Raw genomic sequence first — 21,221 nt, 5'->3', positions numbered from 1 at the left:
CGGTAAATGACTGAAACAACTCAAAAACAAACGCATGGCTTCCAGGCCGAAGTCAAACAGTTGCTGCAACTGATGATCCATTCTTTGTACTCGAACAAAGAAATTTTCCTGCGTGAACTGATTTCGAACGCTTCAGATGCGGCGGACAAACTGCGTTTTCTGGCGTTATCTGACAGCAGTCTGTATGGCAACGAAGGCGATTTACGCGTGCGCGTCAGTCTGGACGAAGCGGCCAAAACCATTACGATCAGCGACAACGGTATTGGTATGACGCGTGACGAGGTGATTAGTCACTTAGGCACTATCGCAAAATCTGGTACTAAAGAATTTTTCTCGCAATTGAGCGGCGACCAAAGCAAAGATTCCAAGTTAATTGGTCAGTTTGGTGTTGGTTTTTACTCTGCATTTATCGTGGCCGACAAAGTTACAGTACGTACGTTAAAAGCTGGTGCGGCGCCAGATAGCGCTGTCGAGTGGGAATCAGCCGGTGAAGGTGATTACACGCTGGCAAGTGCTGATAAGACCAGCCGCGGTACTGAGATTGTGCTGCACCTGCGTGACGGCGAAGGCGAATTCCTCAGCAAGTGGAAAGTCGAAAGCATTATCACCAAGTACTCAGATCACATCTCTATCCCGGTAGAAATGTGGGAAGAGGGCACCGCAGAGCGTGAAGAAGACGGTGAGAAAATCCCGGCTACCGAAGGTCACTGGAAAGCCGTTAACAAAGCGACTGCATTGTGGATGCGTGATAAATCTGAAATCAGTGATGACGAGTATCAGGAATTCTACAAACACATTTCACACGACTGGACTGAGCCGCTGAGCTGGAGCCACAACAAAGTTGAAGGCAATACCAACTACACCAGTCTGTTGTATGTGCCGAAAAAAGCGCCGTTTGATTTGTGGAACCGCGACGCCCGCCACGGCCTGAAGCTGTATGTGCAACGCGTCTTTATCATGGATGACGCTGAGCAGTTTATGCCAAGTTACCTGCGCTTTATCAAAGGCGTTTTGGATTCCAGCGACTTGCCACTGAACGTGTCGCGCGAAATCCTGCAGGACACCAAAGTGACGCAAAGTCTGCGTAAAGGCTGTACCTCACGTGTACTGAAAATGCTGGAAAAGATGGCGAAGGCCGAAGATCAGGCCGAATATCAGTCGTTCTGGGATGAATTTGGTCAGGTTTTAAAAGAAGGCCCGGCTGAAGATCACGCCAACAAAGAAAGCATCGCCAAACTGTTGCGGTTCAGCTCAACGCATGTTGATACTGCGGTGCAAAGTGTTGGTTTAGAAGCCTATGTCAGCCGGATGAAAGAAGGTCAGGACGAGATTTATTTCCTGGTGGGCGATAGTTTTGAAGCCGCTAAACACAGCCCGCATCTGGAAGTCTTCCGCAAAAAAGGCCTGGAAGTGCTGCTGTTATCCGATCGCATCGACGAATGGCTGATGCAGCATCTGACTGAATTTGATGGTAAAAAATTGCGTTCAGTGGCTAAAGGTGGTTTGGACCTGTCGAAACTTGACGATGAAGACACCAAAAAAGCGCAGGAAGAGTCGGAAAAACAATTTGCTGGCGTGGCAGAACGCTTTAAAACGGCGCTCGGCGATCAGGTTAAAGATGTCAAAGTCAGTCATCGCCTGACCGACAGCCCTGCTTGTGTAGTGACTGACGAGTTCGATATGAGCACGCAGATGATCAAACTGATGGAATCGGTCGGCCAGAAAGTGCCGGAAGTGAAGCCAATTTTCGAGTTGAACCCGGAGCATCAGCTGGTGCGCCATATTGCTGACGTGCAGGACGAAGCCCAATTTAAACAATGGGCCGAAGTGTTGTTTGAACAGGCGTTATTGGCAGAACGCGGCAGCCTGAAAAATCCGGCGACATTTGTCAGCCGCTTAAACAGTCTGTTGATGTCTCTGGCGAAATAATCTACAGCATTGATCAGACAAAACCCGGCTTTAGCCGGGTTTTGTTTTTATGCAGTGCAACTATCGTCGAATAGTGTTTTGCCACATTCTTTGGGCATACTGCGGCTTGACCGGATCTACCGGGCCATTAGTACTAAAGTCGGCTTGTCAGTGGCTGCTCTGAGCAGCCGACAAATACCTTGTCTGCTGACTGACATTATGTAAAGATCCAGCGCTTATGACATTTGGAACCGTTTCTGAAAAAACCGAGGTTTTTGGTATGCGAATTATTCTGTTGGGTGCACCGGGTGCCGGTAAAGGAACACAGGCACAGTTTTTGATGAACAAGTACGGTATTCCGCAAATCTCCACCGGAGATATGCTCCGTGCAGCCATCAAAGAGGGCACTGCAATGGGCCTGGCTGCCAAGCAGGTGATGGATGCCGGTCAGCTGGTGTCTGATGAAATCATCATTGGTCTGGTGAAAGAACGTATTGCCAAACCAGATTGCGCCAAAGGCTTTTTGTTAGACGGTTTCCCACGCACTATTCCACAAGCGGATGCGATGAAGGATAACGGTGTACTGGTTGACCACGTCATCGAGTTCGACGTGCCGGACGATGTCATTGTTGAGCGCATGAGCGGTCGTCGTGTGCATCCGGCGTCAGGCCGTGTGTACCATGTCACGTACAATCCGCCAAAAGTGGCCGGTAAAGACGATCAAAGCGGTGAAGATCTGGTGATCCGTGATGACGATAAAGAAGAGACAGTGCGTAAACGTTTAGGCGTTTATCATGAACAGACTGAACCACTGGTCGGTTATTACCGTAACCAGGCAGAACAGGGCCTGACGCATTATCACCACTTAGATGGTACTCAGCCGGTCGAAGCCGTCAGTACTTTCCTGAGTAACTTGCTGGGCTAAGCCTTGGCGGTGATGAAAACCAAAGCCCACTGCTGTGGGCTTTGTTGTTTTTGCGCGCAAGACCCGGCTACCAGCTTGCCGGGCTTTCAGTGAAATGGCTGCCAGGCGGCTGCAAAAACAAACACCAAACATCAACAGCCCCTTATGCCGAGATGGTAGACTTCAGGCCAGATCCGCATAATTTCCAAGAGTTTATGCCATGTTAGAACGTGCAGTTTCAGAATACGCTGTGGTACTGGTTAATCTGGGCACGCCGGATGCGCCCACAGTTCCGGCGATCCAGCGTTACCTGAAGCAATTTTTATCCGACCAGCGCGTCGTCGATTATCCGGCGATTTTATGGCAATGCATCCTGCGTGGCATCATTCTGCCGTTTCGCGGGCGGCGGGTAGCTAAGTTGTATCAATCGATTTGGTGGGAAGACGGCTCGCCGCTGCGGGTCATCACAATGCGGCAAACCGAAGCGCTGGCTAAACGACTTGAGTTGAGTGAGACTCCGGTACAGGTGCGATACGCCATGACTTACGGCTCACCATCGATAGCCGCCGTACTGGATGAACTGAGCGCCCAAGGCGTCAGCCGTTTTGTGGTGTTGCCGTTGTATCCGCAATATTCCGCCACGACCACCGCCGCCATTTCCGACCAGTTAGCGTTGTATCAGCAACAACGCCGGGATATTGCCGAGATCCGGCTGGTGAAACACTATCACCATACCGCGATTTACCGCAAAGCACTGGCCGGCTCAGTGCAAATGTACTGGCAACAACATGGTCAGGCCGACAAACTGCTGTTGTCCTTCCACGGTATTCCGGAGCGTTTTGTCCGTCTGGGCGACCCATATGAGCGGCATTGCCGCGAAACTGCGGCCAATCTGGCACAGGATTTGGGTTTAACACCGGAACAGGTGCTGGTCAGCTTCCAATCCAGGGTCGGCAAAGAAAAATGGCTGCAACCTTATACCGACCAATTATTGGAGCAACTACCGGGGCAGGGCGTGAAACGGCTGCAGGTGTTATGTCCGGCATTTGCAGCGGATTGTCTGGAAACGCTGGAAGAAATTGCCGTGGAGAACAAAGAAATATTTCTGCACGCCGGCGGCAGCGATTATCAATATATTCCGGCGCTTAATGCCGCGCCATGTCATATCCGGGTGTTTCAACAGCTGGTACAACAACAATTATCGGGGTGGTAATGATCACAGCAATTTATGCTGCTATTTTGGCGGTGATGTATGTCGTGCTGGCTTTAGCCGTGGTGCGGCAGCGTTTTAAATTACGTGTGGGTTTAGGCGATGGACAACAACCAGAGCTGATTAAAGCGATCCGCATTCATGGCAATTTTGCTGAATATGTACCGCTGTTGCTGGTGATCATGTTGGTCGCTGAACAACAGCAAGTGCCGGCCTGGCAGTTACATTTGTTGGGGGCTCTGACGCTGGGCGGCCGGCTGCTGCATTTAACCGGATTAAGCCGGTCCAGCGGCACCTCAATCCCACGGTTTTTAGGCATGATTTCGACTTTCACTGCGCTGCTGTGTGGTGCGGCATTTCTGCTGCTCAAAGCATGGTAAAACAACTTGGTAGTGGCAGGCCGGCCTTATTGCTGCATAGTTCCATGTCCAGCCACCGCCAGTGGCTGGCATTAACGTCTACGTTATCTGCAACACACAGCTGTTTTCTGCCCGATCTTTCCGGTTACGGTGCTGAGCCGTTACCAGCAAAGCAGCCTTGGTCGTTGGCGGCCGAAGCGGATCTGCTGCTGGCGGCTCTGCCGGACACACTGAAAACGCAGCCGCTTGATTTGATTGGTCATTCTTATGGTGGTGCACTGGCATTGCATTTGGCCCGTACGCAAAAACTGCAAGTCCGGAAACTGGTATTATTTGAACCGGTGGCTTTTCATCTGTTGCCCCAGCTACCGGACGCCAGCGCGCTGTGGCAGGAGGTTCGAGCCCTGGCTGATGCTTTGCCGATGCTTAATGCTACAGAAGCCGCAGCCCGTTTTATTGATTATTGGCAACACCAGGGCTTTTTTGCCGGCTTGCCGGTGCGGATGCAACAGCAGCTGGCGCTGCAGGTCGCAAAGGTCACGCTGGATTTTCAGGCGTTAAGCCAGGAACCGGCCAGTCTGGCTGATTATGCGGACGCAGTGCACAGCCCGGTGTTATTGCTCAGCGGCAGCCATAGTCGCCAATCCGCCCAGCGGATCAGCGCCGCGCTGCGAGGCGTGTTGCCGGATGTCCGCTTACAACGGCTGGAGTGCGGTCATATGGGCCCGGTGACGCATCCCGACCTGGTGAATAAACCTATCGCAGAGTTTCTCTGCAACTGAAAACAACAAAGCCGCATCATGCGGCTTTGCTTTGTAGCGGCTGCGTTTACAGCGGCTTATACGGTACCGGTTGGCAATGGCGTGGCGTCTTGTACCAGCTCGGTATTGGCTGCGGCTTGCTGTGTCAGCACTGCTGTGGGCTGACCACTGTGAATGGCGATTTTACGCGGCTTCAGTGCGTCCGGAATTTCACGCAATAGTTCAATGTGCAATAAGCCATGATGCACAGTTGCGCCGGTCACACGGACATAATCTGATAACTGGAATTTGCGCTCAAAATTGCGCTCGGCAATGCCCTGGTGCAGGAAACGACGGTCTTCCGTTTTATCGGCTTTCTGGCCACGGACAAATAAGGTATTGCGCTCGGTGTCGATACTCAGTTCATGCGGTTCAAACCCGGCCACGGCCATCGTGATGCGGTACTGATCTTCACCGGTTACTTCAATATTGTACGGCGGATATGCCGGCTGTTTTTCATTACGGGCTGCGGCGTCCATTAAAGTCGCCAGATGATCAAAACCGATAAATGAACGATAAAAAGGGCTGAAATCAAAAGCGTGCATAGTCAAACCTCACTAATTTCTTTGTTAAGCAAATCAGATATTTAATGGCCTCTCCCCAGGGAGCAGACCGGAATACAGGAACCCGGCTATGCGGCGTTCCCATATCCCATAGATAAGGCCTGGCAGCTTTTTTTCAAGCGACGGAATTAGGATTTTTTTTGTGCGAACTGTTTCAGTGTGGTTAAAGCCGCGGTGTAATCTGGTTCCTGCGATAACAACGGCACTAGCTGCTGATACACCAGTTTACCGTTACGATCGACGATCAGCACAGCCCGGGTTAGCAAGCCCATGTCTTTAATCCGCAAGCCATAGCTGGAGCCAAAGTCGCCCCAGACTGCATCCGACAATACCAGCAACTTATCGACCTGTTCTTTCTGACAAAAGCGTTTTTGCGCAAATGGCAAATCATTGGAGATAGTCAGGATCACCACATCAGCCGGCAGGCTGCTGACTTCTTCATTGAATTTTTTCGTCTGGATTGAACAGACGCCGGTGTCGAGGCTGGGCACTGTACTGATCAGTACGGTTTTCCCGGCAAAGTCACTGAGTTTGACTGGTTTAAAACCAGCGTCAGCCACTTTAAAATCTGGTGCCAGTGTTTGCAGGCTGACCGGTGTCCCCTGCAATTCCAGCGGCCGCTCACCAGCTTTCACTTCGGATAAGCGCACGGGCAAACTTGCCGTTAAATCAGCTGCCTGCAGCCATGGTGTAGCGAGTAAGAATATCGTGGCGAGCATGGGCTTAAACATAGAGTTTTCCTTTTAAAAAAGTATGGAATACAGAGACTAACAGCGAAAAAATCATCCGGCAAAAGTGTTGTCCGGTTCGCATATTACGGACGCAGACGCTACACTGGTTCATATCCCTCTGTGTTGTGAGTCGTGAATGGTAGCAGCTGTCTTAATCTGTGATGATTCGAATTTAGCACGAAAGCAAATGGCGCGTAGTCTGCCGGCAGATTGGCAGGACAAAGTCAGTTTTGCCGGCCATGGTCAGGAAGCGATGGAAGTGCTGAAACGTCAGCCCATCGATTTATTATTCCTTGACCTGAACATGCCGATCCTCGACGGTTATGGTGTGTTGCAGGCGATCCAGGCCCAACAAATCCCCGTCAAAGTAGTAGTGGTATCCGGCGATATTCAACCTGAAGCCCGGGAACGGGTATTGTCTTTTGGTGCACTCGATTTTATCAAAAAACCTGTTTCCGCTGAAAAACTGCAGGAAGTATTGCAACAGTTTACGTCAGTCCACACAGCACAAGATAGCCAGAAAGTGCTGGATCGTGCTTTTGCTGCTAACCATCACAGCAGTATGAACTTCGCATTGGATCCGGTGTTACGCGATGTGTTTCAGGAGCTGACGAATGTCGCGATGGGGCAGGCTGGTGATTTACTGGCGCGCTTACTAAAAGTCTTTGTCAAACTACCCATCCCCAACGTCAATGTGATTGAAGTCAGCGAGTTGCATATGGCGATTGCATCGGTCGAACAAAAGCAGACCACATCGGCCGTATGTCAGGGCTTTATTGGCGGTGGTGTGTCTGGCGAAGCTTTGCTGATTTTAAATGACTCAAGCTTTGCGGACATTGCCAAGCTTTTGAATTATGAAGGCAAATTAACCGCAAAAACTGAACTCGAGTTGCTGATGGACATCGGTAACATCCTGATAGGTGCTGTACTGAAAGGTCTGGCTGAACAAATTGATATGTCATTCAGTCAGGGGCATCCGGTGGTGCTGGGTCAACATGCGCCGGTCAGCGAGATGATTAAAGCCAATGCCCGGCGCTGGAAACGAATGCTGGCGATCGAAATCAGTTATGGCATTGAGAATTACAATATCAATTGTGATTTGCTGCTGCTGTTTACTGAAGACAGCATTAAAACACTGAATTACAAAGTCGAATTTTTGTTAGAAGAGTAACTATGCAAAATATCAGTCCCGAAGTTTCCGAAGTGCATTGGCTGCTCGACATGTTTCAGACGGTTGATGTGGGCCTGGTGGTTTTGACTGCCGATTATAAAATTCAGGTCTGGAACGGCTTTATGGAAAACCATAGTGGCCTGACACCTCGTCAGGTCCGCGATCGGTATCTATTTGATTTATTCTCAGAAATCGATGAAGACTGGCTGCGGCGGAAGTGCGATCCAGTGATCTTGCTGAAGAACCGCGCTTTTACCATCTGGGAACAACGTCCGTTTATTTTTAAATTCCGCAATTATCGGCCTATTACCGGTGTCGCGGATTATATGTATCAGAACAGCACTATTTTCCCCATCACGGACCTGCGTGGCGTGGTGACACACCTGTGTATGATTATTTATGACGTCACCGACGTAGCGACCAGCCGGCTGGAGCTGGAGTCAATGAACGGCCAGTTACGCCAGCTGTCGAAAACCGATTTCCTGACTGAGCTGAATAATCGCGGTACCTGGGAAGATGCGCTGCAAACTGAGTTTAAGCGACTCAAACGCAGTGGCCATCAGGGCACTTTGCTGATGTGTGACATCGACCACTTTAAACGGATTAACGACGGATACGGCCATGCCGCCGGTGACGTGGTGATCCGTCAGGTGGCGCAGGCCGTGAAAAAGAACCTGCGTGAAACCGATGTAGCGGGTCGTTATGGCGGCGAAGAGTTTGCGGTATTACTGGTGGATACGACGGCGGATCAGGCGTTGTATTTTGCTGAGCGTCTGCGTAAAACAGTGGAGGCGCTATCGATGGAATTTAATCAGCAGTTGCTTAAAGCCACGGTCAGCGTTGGGATAGCGGAATATACGCCGGATATGCTTGAACACCGGCAATGGATCGAGGTTGCCGATAAAGCGCTGTATACATCCAAAGCGGATGGCCGGAATAAAGTCACAGTGGCCGGCAAGTAATGCGATTTTAGTTCTGCCCCAAGTCTGAGAAAATGATGCCGGCATTTGCCGGCATCTGCTATTCCGGTGGCATCATGCCTAACAATTTTACGTTGTTATCTTCGTTGAGTTGTTCCAGTTTCACCGTGAAACCCCAGAGTCGGTGCAGGTGCTTCAATACCAAGGCAAAGTTATCTGCCAACGGTACCCGTTGGTTTGGCACAAACCGTAAAGTCAGCGAGCGGTCACCGGTAACATCGACATTAAACACCTGAATATTGGGTTCGATGTTACTCAGATTGTATTGTGCCGACAGCATCTGCCGCACTTTCTGATAACCCGGGCCGTTATGAATAGCGGCCACTTCCAGCTGTTGTTCTTTATCATCATCAACAATGCCAAATAAATGAAAATCCCGGATGATTTTCGGCGATAGATACTGGCTGATAAAACTCTCATCTTTAAAATTCTGCATGGCAAAATGTAGGGTTTCGACCCAATCAGAGCCGGCAATATCGGGAAACCATTCTTTGTCTTCGGCGGTCGGTGTTTCACAGATGCGGCGCAGATCGGTAAACATGGCAAAGCCGAGCGCGTAAGGGTTAATACCGGAGTAATACTTCGAGTTGTAGGCCGGTTGGTATACCACATTGGTGTGGTTATGCAGCACTTCCAGCATAAACTTATCTGTCACCAGCCCTTCTTCATACAAATGCTGCAAGATGGTGTAGTGCCAGAACGTTGCCCAACCTTCATTCATCACTTGGGTCTGCTTTTGCGGATAAAAATACTGTGAGATCTTGCGTACGATCCGCACAATTTCGCGTTGCCAGGGTTTGAGCAACGGGGCATTTTTTTCGATAAAATACAGGATGTTTTCCTGTGGTTCTTTTGGATAATGTTGCTCTACCGGTTTGTTAAACTGCTCTTTGTTCGGAATAGTGCGCCAAAGCTGATTGACCTGAGACTGCAAATATTTTTCCCGGTCCTGCTGACGACGTTGCTCTTCATCCATCGAGATTTTCTGTGGTCTTTTGTAGCGGTCTACCCCGTAGTTCATCAGGGCATGGCAGGAATCCAGAATATCCTCGACCTCGCTCAGGCCATATTTTTCCTCGCAGTCACTGATGTATTTTTTTGCAAACACCAGATAATCGATAATGGAAGACGCATCCGTCCAGGTTTTAAATAAATAGTTGTTTTTAAAGAATGAATTGTGGCCATAACAGGCGTGCGCCATCACCAGAGCCTGCATCGTAATGGTGTTTTCTTCCATCAGATATGCAATGCAGGGGTTTGAGTTAATAACAATTTCGTAGGCCAGCCCCATGTTGCCGCGTTTGTAGTTTTGCTCCGTCTGAATGAATTTTTTGCCGTAAGACCAATGGTTATAGCCAATCGGCATCCCAACGCTGGAATAAGCATCCATCATCTGTTCAGCGGTGATGATTTCAATCTGATTTGGGTAGTAATCCAGTTTGTAAAATCGGGCGACACGCTCGATTTCGGCCTGATATTGCGTTAGCAGCTCAAAGCTCCAATCGGGCCCGTCGGATAAAGGCTGTACTTTCTTTTTTGCCGACATAAAAGACTCCTTGTTTTCAGGCCGCCTGTTTTTTAAACAGCTCGCGAAATACCGGATAAATATCGCTGACCTGACGGATCGGTTGAATGGCAAAATTATCAAACTGGCTCAGCAGTTTTTCGTATTCGACCCACAAACTCTGGTGTGGGCGTTGAGTGATTTCGATGTAGGCGTAGTAGCGCACCCACGGCAATAATTTCTCACTGAGTAACTGGGAACATTGTGGGCTGTCGTCGGCCCAGTTATCACCATCTGAGGCTTGGGCGGCATAGATGTTCCATTCTGCCGGGTCATAACGTTCTTTCACCACGTCGGCCATCAGTTTTAGAGCACTGGACACAATAGTGCCGCCAGTTTCCTGCGAGTAAAAAAACTCTTGTTCATCGACTTCTTTGGCTTGGGTATGGTGGCGGATATAGACCACGTCAACATTTTTATAGCTACGGCTTAAAAACATGTACAGCAGGATATAAAAGCGTTTCGCCATGTCTTTGGTGGCCTGATCCATCGAGCCGGATACATCCATCAGACAAAACATCACCGCTTTGCTGGTCGGTTCCGGCCGCTTGGCAAAGTTACGAAAACGCAGATCAAAGCTGTCAATAAAAGGTACGGCATCGATGCGGCGGCGCAATTCTTCGGCCTGCGCTTTTAATGCCAATAGCTGGTGCATATCCGGGATAGGTGCAGTTTCCAGTAGCGCGATTTGCGTTTCAATGTCCTGCAATTGTTTCTTTTTACCTGCGGTCATTGCGACCCGGCGCGCCAGCGAGCCCTGCAGGGACCGGACTATATCAATATTGCTCGGCACACCTTCTGAGCGATAACCGGCGCGGACATTTTTATACTGCACCAGTTTATCGAGCTGATTTTTCCGTAAATTCGGCAGCTCTAAATCTTCGAACAATAAATCAAGGTATTCGTCTTTGGAGATCGAAAAGACAAATTCGTCTTCGCCTTCACCGTCCGCACTGGCGTCGCCCTGACCGGAACCGCCGCCCTGACCACCTAAAGGTCGTTTGATGCGGTCGCCTTCGCTGAACTGATCATTGCCCGGATGTACGCGTTCACGATGACCGCCGCTGCCCTGATGAAAAAATGGCTCGCTGATATCCCGTCCCGGAATGGAAACGCTTTCGCCTTTGTCGATATCGGTGACGCTGCGTTTGCTGATCGCATCGGACACCGCTTGTTTGATTTGTTGTTTATAGCGGCGGATGAACCGTTGCCGGTTCACCGCACTTTTATTTTTGCCGTTCAGGCGTCGATCGATAAAATGCGCCATAGTACCTCCGGCTTAACAGCAGCCTCATTGCGACTTCCGGACCCGCAGGTACCATTCAGACAGCAAACGGACCTGTTTGCGCGTGTAGCCTTTTTCCATCATCCGATCGACAAAATCGTCGTGTTTTTTCTGATCATCGGTGGAGGTTTTGGCGTTAAACGAAATGACCGGCAGCAACTCTTCAGTACTGGAGAACATTTTCTTCTCAATCACAGTGCGCAGTTTTTCATAGCTGGTCCAGGTCGGATTTTTGCCGTTGTTTTTCGCTTTGGCGCGCAGCACAAAGTTGACGATTTCATTGCGAAAATCTTTTGGATTGCTGATGCCGGCCGGTTTTTCAATTTTCTCCAGTTCGGCATTGAGGGCGGCCCGGTCAAATAGCTGGCCGGTTTCCGGGTCGCGGTATTCCTGATCCTGGATCCAGAAATCAGCATAGATCACATAACGATCAAAGATATTCTGCCCGTATTCTGAATAACTCTCTAAGTAAGCAGTCTGGATTTCTTTACCGATAAATTCGACATATTTCGGGATCAGATAGCCTTTTAAATGTTCCAGATAGCGTTCCGCCACATCAGCCGGGAACTGCTCACGTTCAATCTGCTGTTCGAGCACATAAAACAGATGCACCGGATTGGCGGCAACTTCTGTGCTATCGAAGTTAAACACCCGCGATAAAATCTTAAAGGCAAAGCGCGTTGACAAGCCCGTCATGCCTTCATCGACGCCGGCATAATCGCGGTACTCCTGATAGGACTTGGCTTTGGGATCTGTGTCTTTCAGACTCTCGCCGTCATAGACCCGCATCTTCGAGTACATGCTGGAGTTTTCTGGATTTTTCAGCCGTGATAACACCGCAAACTGCGCCAGCGAAGTCAGGGTGCCAGGTGCGCAGGGCGCTGTTTTCAGTTCGCTGTGTTCGAGTAGTTTTTCATAAATCTTCACTTCCTCGGACATGCGCAGACAATACGGCACTTTGACGATATAGACCCTATCGAGAAAAGCTTCGTTGTTTTTGTTGTTGCGGAAGGTCTGCCATTCCGATTCATTGCTGTGCGCCAGAATGATGCCTTCAAACGGCAGTGCAGCCAGCCCTTCAGTGCCGTTGTAATTGCCTTCCTGTGTCGCGGTCAGCAGGGGATGCAGCACTTTAATCGGCGCTTTGAACATCTCGACAAATTCCATCAGCCCCTGATTGGCGCGGCACAATGCACCGGAGTAGCTGTAGGCGTCCGGGTCGTTTTGGGCGAAATGTTCCAGCATGCGGATATCCACTTTCCCCACCAGTGACGCAATATCCTGATTGTTTTCATCACCGGGTTCGGTTTTAGCGATGGCGACCTGATCCAATATGGACGGATACTTTTTCACCACGCGGAACTGGCTGATATCGCCATTAAATTCGTGTAGTCGTTTACTGGCCCACGGCGACATAATGGTTTTCAGATAACGCTTTGGAATACCGTATTCCTGCAGCAGGATATTGCCGTCCTCGCCGAGGTCAAACAGACATAGCGGATGGTCATATACTGGCGAACCTTTCAGGTAATAAATCGGCACCTGTTGCATCAGCGATTTCAGTTTTTCTGCCAAAGATGATTTACCACCGCCGACCGGGCCGAGTAAATATAGAATTTGTTTGCGCTCTTCCAGACCTTGTGCCGAATGCTTCAGGTAGGACACGATTTGTTCAATCGCATCTTCCATGCCGTAAAACTCGGAAAAAGCCGGATAACGCGCGATGACCCGGTTGGAAAACAACCGGCTCATTTTGGGGTCCTGCGCCGTATCGGTAAATTCCGGCTGGCCGATAGCCATCAGCAGGCGCTCGGAGGCGCTGGCGTAACAACTTTTGTCGTTTTTACACAGCGTCAGATACTCCGAAATACTGTACTCTTCTTCGCGTGCTGCTTCGTAACGAGACTTGTAGTGCTCAAAAATGCCCATAATGCACCTCCACAAACAAAACTCTGAAAAACAGATAGCATTTAAAGGTTAGACAGGAAAAATTGAACTCGCCGCTCTAATTACTAGAAATATCTGCAATTTTCGACGAGCTGCTGCTGACCCAAAGCGTTGCTGCGCTAAGCGTAGTTCAGGGATACGGGAAGACGTGGCCGTGGATCGGAAAAGAAAAAACCCGGCATAGGCCGGGTTTTTTGTAACTGGCAAGGATTCGTTACTTGGCGAAGTTCGCGCTGGCGAATTCCCAGTTTACCAGAGCCCAGAAAGCGTTCAGGTAAGTTGGGCGGGCATTACGGAAGTCGATGTAATAAGCGTGTTCCCACAGGTCAACAGTCAGCAGGGCAGTGACGCTGCTGTCGGTCAGTGGTGTCCCGGCGTTAGATGTGTTGACCAGATCAACTGTACCGTCCGCTTTTTTCACCAGCCAGGTCCAGCTTGAACCGAAGTTGTTCACTGCTTTGTCATTAAATGCTGTCTGGAATGCTGCGAACGAACCCCATTTGGCATTGATTGCATCAGCCAATGCGCCTGTTGGTTCACCGCCACCTTGTGGTGACAGGCAGTGCCAGTAAAAAGTGTGGTTCCAGATTTGCGCGGCATTGTTAAATACCGGACCTTCTGAAGTTTTGATGATGTCTTCCAGTGATTGACCGGCGAATGCAGTGCCTTCAATCAGAGAATTCAGTTTAACCACGTAAGCGTTGTGGTGCTTGCCATGGTGGAATTCCAGAGTTTCAGCGGAAATGTGTGGTGCTAAAGCGTCTTTAGCATATGGTAATGCTGGTAATTCAAAAGCCATTCTATTTCTCCATCGGCGTTGTTTAGTGGTTCTGCATCGCGTAGACTACAAAACCCGAGTAAATTACTCAAGTTTTACCAGCTGATTGTCTTCACAATCATTCGATTGCCAGCCTCGCGTTGACGTTCTGTTCTGCAGCCTTAGTTTTTGGGGCAAATCAGCAGATCTCAAGTGGCGACAGACAATTCCTTTGGTAAAATGCCGTAAAATTTTTCATATCGTCGCTGCAGAGGTCCTGATGGAAACTATCGACAAAATCAAACAACAACTGGCGGATAACCCAATCATTCTGTACATGAAAGGTTCGCCAAAACTGCCAAGCTGTGGTTTTTCGGCGCAGGCCTCACAAGCACTGATCGCTTGTGGTGAACCGTTCGCCTTTGTAGATATTCTGCAAAACCCGGATATTCGTGCGGAATTACCTGCTTATGCCAACTGGCCAACATTCCCGCAATTGTGGGTTGAAGGCGAGCTGATCGGTGGTTGTGACATTATGCTGGAAATGTTTCAGCGCGGTGAATTACAACCGTTGGTCAAAGAAACGGCAGCGAAATACAAAACAGAAGACAGCGCAGAATAAGCCTGTCCTCGAGATAAAACAAAACCGCCGCGGCGGTTTTGTTGTTTTCAGGCTTGTTCGGTTTCAGCATCATCAGCTTCGGCGTCGGAACCGAAAAACGGTGGCGGCCAGCCCCCCAGTGCCTGCCAGCGATTAACGATATGGCAAAACAACTCAGCCGTGCGCTCCGTATCATATAAAGCACTATGCGCTTCGTTGCCGTCAAAAGGGATGCCGGCGGCCTGACAGGCTTTGGCCAGCACGGTTTGGCCTAAAGCCAGTGCTGCCAGTGTCGTGGTATCAAATGACACAAAGGCATGAAATGGCGAACGCTTAATGTTATTACGCTCAACGGCCGCATTTAAGAAACCCTGATCAAAGGCCGCATTATGCGCCACCAGCACGGCGCGTTGGCAACCGGCATCTTTTTGACCTTTGCGGATCACTTTAAACATTTCCGTCAGCGCTTCGCGTTCATGTACAGCGCCACGCAGTGGATTAAAAGGATCGATACCGTTGAACGCCAGCGAGCTTGGGTTTAACACTGAGCCTTCAAAAGGTTCGACATGAAAATGCACGGTCTGGTCTATGCTCAAAAAGCCTTGGTCGTCCATTTTCAGTGTGCTGGCGGCGATTTCCAGCAGCGCGTCGGTTTGGGCGTTAAAACCAGCGGTTTCGACGTCAATCACCACCGGGTAATAGCCGCGGAAGCGTTGGGCAAAAAGTGTCGTGGTCTGGCTCATCGGCAGGATCCAGTCAAAAAAAGAGCCGCAGTATGCCAAAAAAATCGCGCTTCGTCTTGTTGTCGGCACAGGCTTTGCTAATTGTTTTGACAGCAACGGTGACGTGGGCGCCGGTTCAGGCTGAAACAGGGCGAAACAAACCACTGTAGTATTCGCAGGAATGCCGGCGAAGTGTCTGGATCTTCACCAGTTTATTGGTAACTGACTTATGAATGCAGCAAAAAAACTTTGTGGTGTGCTATGTGCGCTGACGATGGTCAGCGGCACTGAAGCGGCAATCAACCGGCAAAATGTGCGGCAATATGCTGCCACATTGGATAACTCCGCCTGGTCGGTGAAAACTGCGACGGCGCTGCGCTGTGAACTGGTGCATGCCATTCCGCAATTTGGTGAGGCGCGTTTTGTCAGTACTGCTAATAAAGAATCAAACCTGTTATTTCAGTTAAAAATGCAGCGTCAGCCGGATGGCTACAGTCTGGCGGAAGTTTTATCGGTACCGCCGAGTTGGCGTGCCGGCGAGCAGGCAAAAGCGCTGGCTGATCTGAAACTGTTAAAGCAGTTTGATGGCGATTTACCCAAACAGCAGGCCTGGACCATGCTGACTGAGCTAGAGCAAGGCTTCAGCCCGACTTTTTATTTTGATGACTGGCATAGTCCGTTTGATAAAATTGCCGCCCAGCTCAATCCGATCCATTTTGGCATGCCATATCAGCAATTCAGCACTTGTATGGCAGGGCTGTTGCGCTTTAATTTTGATGATATTGCGCTGACCGTGCTGAATTATCAGAGCAACAGTGATGCGCTGACCCGTGAATCTGAAGCGCGGCTTTATCAGATAGCTGAATATCTGAAACATGACAAAGCCATTGCGTCTGTCGATATTGACACATACACCGATAGCTATGGTGGCCGCTGGATTAACGACGAATTATCCCGCAAAAGAGCCAAGGCGTTAAAAGCATTTTTGGTAACTGCCGGTATTGATGAAAAAGTGATCCGTACCGAAGGATTTGGTGAAAAACGGCATGTCGCGCCGAATGACACGTCCCGTGGCCGGGCTACCAACCGCCGTGCCGTGGTGCAACTGATGCGTTCTGAAGCACCCAGATTGTAATGGCCTAAGCCTGAATAGATAAAAAAGCCCTGAAGTCACAGGGCTTTTTGTTTATGGTGCTAGCCGCAGCTTATCAAAACGCGCGGCACTGACCAGCTGATGCAGCTCGTCCGGCAGTGGTAACGGCTGCTGACACAAACCGGCTGCTAAGTGTTCGGCCAAAAGCGGTGCAAACAACAGTCCACGCGCGCCAAGTCCGCCCAGCACATACAAGCCTTTGTCCACTTCACCGGCGATCGGCAAATGATCCGGTACCGTCGCGCGAAGCCCGGTTTTTGCCGACTTTACAGTGGCATCGGCGAACCAGGTCGGTTGTTGCAGGACCGTATTCACCAGCGCCAGGTTGGACTCATCGTCGGTTGCGGTGGTGACGGTATCTCGGCTTGTCCGGTCAAAAGTCGCGCCGACACAGTGCTCGCCGGCAAAATCCGCGGTATCTGCCGGTGTGATATAGCCCTGATGACAAATCACAGTGCGCAGCGTGGCCATCTGTGGTGCACCGACATGCGATACCTGACCACGCACCTGATTTACCGGCAAATGGCGGGTAGAGGCGAATTGCGTCAGGTCGACGCCATTACAAAGCACCAGCTGACGGCTGTTGATTTGACCTGTGCTTGTCGACAGCATCCAGCCTTCGGCACCTTGTTGCAGCGTCTTTACTTCGGTATTCGCGTAAAAACTAAACTGTGGTTGCTGCATCAGCCAGGCAAGTGCGGCCTGACAAAAGCGTTGTGGTGCGATCCAGCCGCCATCGGGGTAAAACAATCCCCCATAAGGCAGACTGAGCCCGGCGATATCGCTACAGGCTTGTGCGTCTAACGCTTGAAAAAAACCAACCGGCCAGGCGCTTTCCCGCTGAATTTTAGTCTGGCGCTGCGCCAGGGCTTCAGTACAGGCCAGCGTCAGGACGCCACAAAATTGTTGCGGAAAATCAAAGCTACGCAATAACTCCCGATAGCGCCGGCAACCAAAGCTATAAGCACTGGCGTGGAAACGCGAAACCGGGCTAAAGCTGGTTTGTAACTGCGGGTACAAGGCACCTTGCCGGTTATGAGAAGCGCCTTGGGCAACAGTACCGTCTTTACAAAGCAAACGCACCGGACGGCCGCGCTGGACCAAAGCTAATGCCGTTAAAATGGCTGAGATCCCGCCACCAACCAGCGTGATGACGTCTTCGCCGTCGGGATGTGTTGTTTGTGGTGCCCCTGCTGCGATAACACCGACGGCCATCTCGCGTTTGCGGCCAAATCCTTTGACTTTTTTCACCTGAAAACCGGCACTTTGCAGGCCACGCCGCACAATCCCCGCACTGGTGAAGGTCGCTACTGTCGTACCTGGGCCGCTTAACCGTGCCATGCCGCTGAACAGGCTGTCCTGCCACATATCCGGGTTTTTGCTTGGGGCAAAACCATCCAGAAACCAGGCGTCTGCGCGGTTCGCCAGCGGCAGCGCCGGCAGGTTGTCTTTGATATCGCCGAGCCATAAGTCCAGCGTCACCGCGCCTTGATCAAACTGCAGCCGATGACAGCCGGCAAAAGGCCGTGGATATTGTGCTAGCAGTTCAGCTACTAATTCCCGCAAAGTCGGCCAGGCAGTCAATGCCTGCGTCAGGTCATCGAGAGTTAGCGGGAATTTCTCAAAGGTCGAAAAATGCAGTTGCTGGCAGCGTGCCTCGGGATGCGCAGCGCGAAACTGCCGGAAAGCCTGCCAGCAAACCAGAAAATTCAAACCGGTACCAAAACCGGTTTCGATCACATGAAAACAGCGTTTAGGCAGTTGCTGCCAGCGCTCTGGCAACTGATTATTGTGCAAAAACACAAACTGGGTCTCGTCGAGCCCGCTTTCATTGGAGAAGTAAACGTCGTCAAACACGTTGGAAACCGGCGTGCCTTGTTCGTTGTAACGTAACGTGGCGGATTGGATCTGACTCATCAACAAGTCCGTATCAGAAAAAAATTGCACAAAGTGGCGCATTTTAACTTGTTTGTCATGCTGGCGGCTAATAGTGTGATCAGGTGAGTGTACAACTGTGCGCTGAAATTGGACCAGTTGGCGGAAAAAAGCCCGTACAATGGCCGAGAAAACTATTTTTTACGCTGGAGTCAGAATGAAAAGAGCGGTAATCACCGGATTGGGCATAGTTTCAAGTATCGGTAACAACAAAGCAGAAGTATTGGCCTCATTACAGGAAGGCCGTTCCGGCATCAGCTTTGCGCAGGAATTTGCCGATTTTGGGCTGCGTTCTCAGGTCTGGGGTCAAATCAATATTGACACTGCTGCTCTGATTGACCGCAAAGCATTGCGCTTTATGGGCGATGCTGCTGCATATGCATATATCTCGATGGCACAGGCCATTGCAGATTCAGGTTTAACGCCAGAGCAAGTCTCCAATCCACGTACCGGCTTGGTCGTGGGCTCTGGCGGTGCTTCGTCTAAAACGCAAATTGAAGCGGCAGATACTCTGCGCGAAAAAGGCGTGAAGCGGGTTGGTCCTTATGCTGTGCCAAAAACGATGTCGTCAACTTGTTCTGCCTGTCTGGCTACACCATTTGAAATCAAAGGCGTGAACTATTCGATTAGCTCTGCCTGTGCCACCAGCGCGCACTGTATTGGTCATGCGGTTGAACTGATCCAGCTTGGCAAGCAAGACGTTATTTTCGCCGGCGGCGGTGAAGAAGTGCACTGGACGCTTGCGATGGAATTTGATGCCATGGGCGCCTTGTCGAGCAAATATAACGAAACACCAACCCAAGCGTCGCGTACTTATGATGCGAACCGCGATGGTTTTGTCATCTCTGGTGGTGGCGGTATTCTGGTGATTGAAGAGCTGGAACACGCCTTAGCCCGTGGCGCCAAAATCTATGCTGAAGTGGTTGGTTATGGTGCAACCTCAGATGGTTATGACATGGTGGCACCAAGCGGCGAAGGCGCTGTGCGTTGTATGCAAATGGCGCTGGCTGATGTCAAAGCGCCAATTGATTACCTGAACACGCACGGTACCAGTACGCCGGTCGGCGATGTGAAAGAACTGGGTGCTATCCAGCAGGTATTCGGCGGCAAGAGTCCGGCCATCAGCGCGACCAAAGCGATGACGGGGCATGCACTCGGTGCTGCTGGTGTGCATGAAGCGATTTATTCCTTACTGATGATGGAACATAGCTTTATCGCTCCTTCGATCAACATCGGTGAGCTGGACGCTGCGGCAGAGGGCCTGAACATCATCACGAAACCAACAGCAGCGACGTTAAATACCGTGATGTCGAACAGCTTTGGTTTTGGCGGCACCAACGCCACACTGGTGATGCAGAAATTTAACGGCTAAGCCGCGATAAGTTGTTGCAATAAAGCCACCTGCGGGTGGCTTTGTCTTTTCTGGCCGGATGAAATCTGCTGACTGCATGGCGTAGTAGTTGTGTTCTGACATAGAATGCGGCCCAGTTCGCTGTCCCTGACATTTGTGGAGTTGCCGATGAAGATTTATGCCGATGACAATATGCCTTTGGCCCGGGAGTTTTTCGCAGATTTGGGGGATGTCACCTTGTTCTCGGGCCGCAATGTCCAAGCGTCTGAGCTTGCAGATGCGGATATTCTGCTGGTGCGCTCAGTCACAAAAGTGAATGCCGCATTGCTCGATGTCAATCCAAACATTCGTTTTGTTGGCACCGCCACTATAGGCACTGATCATCTGGATGTGGCTTATCTGCAAGCGCGCAGTATTGTCCATACCAATGCACCGGGTTGTAATGCTCAGTCCGTGGTGGAATATGTATTGAGTTGCCTGTTTATGTTGGCGGAACAACAGGATAAACCGATGACTGACTTCACCGTCGGTGTGGTTGGCGTTGGCCAAATCGGTAAACGTCTGGTTGTAGCGCTGCAAGCGCTAGGTCTCACAGTGCTGCAAAATGACCCGCTGCGCGCCACTGAGCCAGACTTCCCTCATCTTGACCTCGATACCTTGTTAGCCCGCGCCGATGTGGTCAGTCTGCATGTGCCACTGGTGCGTGGCGGCGCCCATCCGACTTTTCATTTATTAGATGCGAACAGGCTGGCGGCATTGCCGGCGACAACAGCGCTGATTAATGCTTGCCGCGGTGAGGTGGTAGATAATCAGGCGTTGTTGGCGCAAGCGCGTGCTGGTGTACGCCGGCCATTGTTTCTTGATGTGTGGGAAAACGAGCCAGCGATTGAACAGGCGCTGCTGCCATATTGCGATATTGCCACCGCGCATATCGCCGGACACAGTGTCGAAGGCAAAGCCCGCGGTACCGAAATGTTGTATCAGGCGGTTTGCCAATTGCTGGGCGTGACGCCGAACAGAACTTTGGCCCGGTTTTTACCCGCCGGAGCGATAGAAAAGCTGCAAATTTCGCCAAATTTTAGACTTTTAGATGTCCAAAATCTGTGCCGTATGTTATATGATGTCCGGCGTGACGATGCGCTGTTTCGGCGGCATCTGGTCACGCACGGGTTTGACTGGCTCAGAAAGACCTACCCGCCACGGCGGGAATTCAGCTCAGTGTGCCTGCAGGGGCAGGTACCCGATTATTTAATTCGTTTAGGTTTTAGCCAGAAATAAAG

Annotated in this window: 19 protein-coding genes; 11 read left to right on the top strand and 8 right to left on the bottom strand. The window is 50.6% G+C overall.

Translation table 11 applies throughout. The features are described 5' to 3' along the window. Positions 1-6 precede the first annotated feature (6 nt). From htpG to ATY27_RS01095, 5 genes are all read left to right on the top strand, one after another. Positions 7-1,929 carry a molecular chaperone HtpG gene (htpG, locus tag ATY27_RS01115; protein ID WP_208932302.1) on the top strand — a complete coding sequence of 641 codons (1,923 nt, stop codon included), beginning with the start codon at positions 7-9 and terminating at the stop codon, positions 1,927-1,929. Positions 1,930-2,188: 259 nt separating this feature from the next. Next, positions 2,189-2,833 (top strand): adenylate kinase, encoded by a 645-nt coding sequence (gene adk, locus ATY27_RS01110; protein ID WP_208932301.1) that lies wholly within the window; start codon positions 2,189-2,191, stop codon positions 2,831-2,833. A gap of 199 nt (positions 2,834-3,032) precedes the next feature. Next, positions 3,033-4,025 (top strand): ferrochelatase, encoded by a 993-nt coding sequence (gene hemH / locus ATY27_RS01105; RefSeq protein WP_208932300.1) that lies wholly within the window; start codon positions 3,033-3,035, stop codon positions 4,023-4,025. Then, on the top strand, positions 4,025-4,402 hold the full coding sequence (locus tag ATY27_RS01100; RefSeq protein WP_208932299.1) for an MAPEG family protein: 378 nt from the start codon (positions 4,025-4,027) through the stop codon (positions 4,400-4,402). Before hemH ends, ATY27_RS01100 begins: the two co-directional genes overlap by 1 nt. After that, entirely contained in the window at positions 4,396-5,163 is a 768-nt protein-coding gene (locus ATY27_RS01095) for an alpha/beta hydrolase (RefSeq protein WP_208932298.1), read from the top strand. The genes ATY27_RS01100 and ATY27_RS01095 overlap by 7 nt, the downstream gene beginning before the upstream one ends. Before the next feature lie 56 nt (positions 5,164-5,219). On the opposite strand, the gene ATY27_RS01090 is transcribed toward ATY27_RS01095, so the two are convergent. Both ATY27_RS01090 and tpx read right to left on the bottom strand, forming a co-directional pair. After that, complete coding sequence (locus ATY27_RS01090; protein ID WP_208932297.1) at positions 5,220-5,726, bottom strand: Hsp20 family protein; 507 nt, start codon at positions 5,724-5,726, stop codon at positions 5,220-5,222. A gap of 146 nt (positions 5,727-5,872) precedes the next feature. Then, complete coding sequence (gene tpx, locus ATY27_RS01085; RefSeq protein ID WP_208932296.1) at positions 5,873-6,475, bottom strand: thiol peroxidase; 603 nt, start codon at positions 6,473-6,475, stop codon at positions 5,873-5,875. Positions 6,476-6,611: 136 nt separating this feature from the next. On the opposite strand from tpx, the gene ATY27_RS01080 reads away from it, so the two are divergent. After that, positions 6,612-7,646, top strand: a complete 1,035-nt coding sequence (locus tag ATY27_RS01080) for a response regulator (protein WP_208932295.1) — start codon at positions 6,612-6,614, stop codon at positions 7,644-7,646. Between the two features lie 2 nt (positions 7,647-7,648). Further along, complete coding sequence (locus tag ATY27_RS01075; RefSeq protein ID WP_208932294.1) at positions 7,649-8,608, top strand: diguanylate cyclase; 960 nt, start codon at positions 7,649-7,651, stop codon at positions 8,606-8,608. Positions 8,609-8,666: 58 nt separating this feature from the next. Here ATY27_RS01075 and ATY27_RS01070 read toward each other — a convergent pair whose 3' ends face one another. From ATY27_RS01070 to ATY27_RS01055, 4 genes are all read right to left on the bottom strand, one after another. Then, entirely contained in the window at positions 8,667-10,172 is a 1,506-nt protein-coding gene (locus ATY27_RS01070) for a SpoVR family protein (RefSeq protein WP_208932293.1), read from the bottom strand. A gap of 16 nt (positions 10,173-10,188) precedes the next feature. After that, the gene (locus ATY27_RS01065) at positions 10,189-11,457 is read right to left on the bottom strand and encodes a YeaH/YhbH family protein (RefSeq protein ID WP_208932292.1); all 1,269 of its coding nucleotides are present in this window, start codon (positions 11,455-11,457) and stop codon (positions 10,189-10,191) included. A 24-nt stretch (positions 11,458-11,481) separates the two neighbouring features. Continuing rightward, complete coding sequence (locus ATY27_RS01060) at positions 11,482-13,404, bottom strand: PrkA family serine protein kinase (RefSeq protein ID WP_208932291.1); 1,923 nt, start codon at positions 13,402-13,404, stop codon at positions 11,482-11,484. A 232-nt stretch (positions 13,405-13,636) separates the two neighbouring features. Further along, positions 13,637-14,221, bottom strand: a complete 585-nt coding sequence (locus ATY27_RS01055) for a Fe-Mn family superoxide dismutase (protein ID WP_208932290.1) — start codon at positions 14,219-14,221, stop codon at positions 13,637-13,639. A 238-nt stretch (positions 14,222-14,459) separates the two neighbouring features. Between ATY27_RS01055 and ATY27_RS01050 the strand changes: the two genes are divergently transcribed. After that, positions 14,460-14,801 carry a Grx4 family monothiol glutaredoxin gene (locus ATY27_RS01050; protein WP_208932289.1) on the top strand — a complete coding sequence of 114 codons (342 nt, stop codon included), beginning with the start codon at positions 14,460-14,462 and terminating at the stop codon, positions 14,799-14,801. Positions 14,802-14,848: 47 nt separating this feature from the next. Here the strand turns inward: ATY27_RS01050 and rnt are convergent, their stop codons facing one another. Continuing rightward, positions 14,849-15,523 carry a ribonuclease T gene (rnt, locus tag ATY27_RS01045; RefSeq protein WP_208932288.1) on the bottom strand — a complete coding sequence of 225 codons (675 nt, stop codon included), beginning with the start codon at positions 15,521-15,523 and terminating at the stop codon, positions 14,849-14,851. Positions 15,524-15,731: 208 nt separating this feature from the next. On the opposite strand from rnt, the gene ATY27_RS01040 reads away from it, so the two are divergent. Beyond that, positions 15,732-16,637, top strand: a complete 906-nt coding sequence (locus ATY27_RS01040) for an OmpA family protein (protein WP_244151381.1) — start codon at positions 15,732-15,734, stop codon at positions 16,635-16,637. Positions 16,638-16,688: 51 nt separating this feature from the next. Here ATY27_RS01040 and mnmC read toward each other — a convergent pair whose 3' ends face one another. Then, on the bottom strand, positions 16,689-18,572 hold the full coding sequence (gene mnmC, locus ATY27_RS01035) for a bifunctional tRNA (5-methylaminomethyl-2-thiouridine)(34)-methyltransferase MnmD/FAD-dependent 5-carboxymethylaminomethyl-2-thiouridine(34) oxidoreductase MnmC (RefSeq protein WP_208932287.1): 1,884 nt from the start codon (positions 18,570-18,572) through the stop codon (positions 16,689-16,691). A gap of 175 nt (positions 18,573-18,747) precedes the next feature. Between mnmC and fabB the strand changes: the two genes are divergently transcribed. Continuing rightward, positions 18,748-19,962: a beta-ketoacyl-ACP synthase I gene (gene fabB, locus ATY27_RS01030; protein WP_208932286.1), complete on the top strand. Its 1,215-nt coding sequence runs from the start codon at positions 18,748-18,750 to the stop codon at positions 19,960-19,962. A gap of 147 nt (positions 19,963-20,109) precedes the next feature. Then, entirely contained in the window at positions 20,110-21,219 is a 1,110-nt protein-coding gene (locus ATY27_RS01025) for a 4-phosphoerythronate dehydrogenase (RefSeq protein WP_208932285.1), read from the top strand. The last annotated feature ends 2 nt before the right edge of the window (positions 21,220-21,221 follow it).

Source organism: Rheinheimera sp. F8 (assembly GCF_001518915.1).
This window is presented reverse-complemented; position numbering and strand designations above follow the sequence as displayed.